This window comes from Synechococcus sp. R3-13 (assembly GCF_047462195.1).
In the GTDB taxonomy this organism is placed as follows: domain Bacteria; phylum Cyanobacteriota; class Cyanobacteriia; order Thermostichales; family Thermostichaceae; genus Thermostichus.
Genome location: NZ_JANSIO010000266.1, coordinates 1 through 2,256, shown reverse-complemented (window position 1 = coordinate 2,256; position 2,256 = coordinate 1). Strand labels below are relative to the sequence as shown.

3 protein-coding genes are annotated in these 2,256 nt (G+C 59.3%); 2 read left to right on the top strand and 1 reads right to left on the bottom strand.

What is annotated here, in order from left to right; all coding sequences use genetic code 11:
- A partial coding sequence (locus NW856_RS08390; protein WP_414399810.1) for a diacylglycerol kinase family protein occupies positions 1 to 414 on the top strand: 414 nt, incomplete at its 5' end.
- 24 nt (positions 415 to 438) lie between these two features.
- Here NW856_RS08390 and thrB read toward each other — a convergent pair.
- The gene (gene thrB, locus NW856_RS08385; RefSeq protein WP_414355493.1) at positions 439 to 1,365 is read right to left on the bottom strand and encodes a homoserine kinase; all 927 of its coding nucleotides are present in this window, start codon (positions 1,363 to 1,365) and stop codon (positions 439 to 441) included.
- A 301-nt stretch (positions 1,366 to 1,666) separates the two neighbouring features.
- On the opposite strand from thrB, the gene NW856_RS08380 reads away from it, so the two are divergent.
- Positions 1,667 to 2,256 (top strand): SLC13 family permease (locus NW856_RS08380; protein WP_414399809.1); only part of this gene is annotated, 590 nt, incomplete at its 3' end.

Below are 2,256 nucleotides of genomic sequence, written 5' to 3'. Positions count from 1 at the left end.
CCCTGGCGACGCCCCCCCTCTTGGCAAGTGGCCGACAACTTGGGCAAAAGTTTCTACTACGCGGGCAAGGGCTTGGTCTATGCCATCTGCACTCAGCGCAACTTGCGCATTCACATGGTGATGGCGGTGATGGCCTTTGGCCTTGGGCTGGGCCTGCGGCTGAGCGCCCTGGAAATGGCCGTGATTAGCCTAACCAGCGGTTTGGTGATGGCGCTGGAGCTGGTGAATACCGCTCTGGAAGCAGTGGTGGATCTCACCCTGGGCAGCAAGTACCATCTCCTGGCCGAGATCGCCAAAGATTGCGCGGCAGCAGCGGTGTTGATGGCGGCAGCGGCATCCTTGATGGTGGCGGCTTGGCTATTTCTTCCGCCCTTGGTGTTGCTGCTGCAAGATGGCTTCCCGGCAGCAGGGTAGCTCCCCGATTGGACAGGAAGTTTCCTATCCAGATTGCTGGGAGTGGATCACCACCCGTCCTCCCTGCCGGTCCAGGTTGAGCAGTTTGGCCTCCGCTTCAATATCCAACTGCGCCCAAGCGCTGACCATCGCGGATCCCACCCGTTCCCGATTCTCGGGAGCACAGAGGGCCAGAAGAGTGGGGCCGGCTCCGCTGATCACCACCCCATAGGCTCCGGCAGCCATGGCTGCAGCTTGAACCGTTTTGAACCCAGTGATCAGCTCCATACGCGCCGGCTGGTGCAGCCGATCCTGCAGAGCCACCTTCAGCCAGTCCACCCGCCCCGACTGCAAGCTGCGAATGAGCAGGCCCAGATGGCTGCTGGAAAAAACCGCATCCGCCAAGCTGACGGATTTGGGCAGGATCTCGCGGGCCGCTTGGGTGGAAAGCTTAAAGTTGGGCACTACGGCCAGGATGCCAATGCTCTCATGCCACTCCACGGGACAAAACACCCATTGCCCCTGCTGTCCCTGCACACAAAGCTGACAACTGCCCTGCAGGGCGGGCACCACATTGTCTGGGTGGCCCTCCAAGGCAATAGCCAGTTGTAGAAGGGTTTCGGGAGCTAAGTTGAGTGCTCCAATGGCATTGGCCCCCAGTAAGCCGCCGACAATGGCGGTGGCAGAACTGCCCAACCCCCGCGCCAGGGGCACGTTGAGGGTAATTTCGATTTCTACCCCCGGCACAGGCTTACTCAGCAACTCAAAGGCGCGGCAAAAAGCCCGGTACACCAGGTTGTCCTTGCTTTGGCTGATGTGGTCGCTGCCACGGTAGTGGATGCTGAGGCCAGAAGGGATCTCGCGAAAATAGAAGTGATTGTAGAGCTCTAGGGCTGCACCGATGCAGTCGAACCCTGGCCCCAAATTGGCGGTGGTGGCCGGGACGATGACCTCTACGCGTTCTTTGACCAAGGGGACAACTCCTCAGTGAACGGTGGGTAACTCAATGTCTGCGGGCTCCCATTATCCTACGAACGATGGCCAGACCTTGGATATTCTCGCCACCTCTGCTCGGTCTGCAGCTCGCCGAGGCAAACGCGCTGATCCAGCGGAGCTTTTGGACTATCCCGAAAGGTTTCTGACCATGATTGGTTCTTGTGACTTATTTGTGACTTCATTGAGTATCGGGAATGTTGGGCCTGTTTCAACTCCAGCCTTTGCCATTGGCTGAACCCATCAGGGATCCTGAAAGAAGTGCGGGAGGGATCGGGGGGTGCAGGGGCTGTCTTGGTTGGTGTTGGGTTTGAGCTATGTCGGGTTGGGACTGGGATCCCTGCCTAGGTTGCGTATGAACCGGGCCACCATCGCCCTGGTGGGATCCGCCCTGTTGATTGGCTTGGGGACCTTGTCGCTACGGCAGGCTTGGGAAGCCATTGACCCGACCACGATTGTGTTTCTCCTGAGCATGATGGTGGTAAATGCCAGCTTGTCCTATGGGGGGGCTTTTCAGTTGGCTTTGCTGGGCTTGATTCGGGTGAGCCGCAGCCCCTTTGGTCTGTTGATCATGCTGGTGTTCGGCAGCGGGCTGCTCTCGGCTTTCCTGCTCAACGACACGCTGGCGCTGGTGTTTACTCCCCTGACTTTGCAGGTCACAACGGTGCTGGGGTTAAACCCGATTCCCTATCTGCTGGGCTTGGCGGCAGCCACCAACCTGGGATCCGTCGCCACCCTGAGCGGCAACCCGCAGAATATCCTGATCGGCTCCTTCTCTGGGATCGGCTACCTGGAGTTTGCTGCCCAGATGACCCCCATTGCCGTGGTGGGGCTGCTGCTGGAAGTGGGGTTGCTGTGGCTGTACTACCC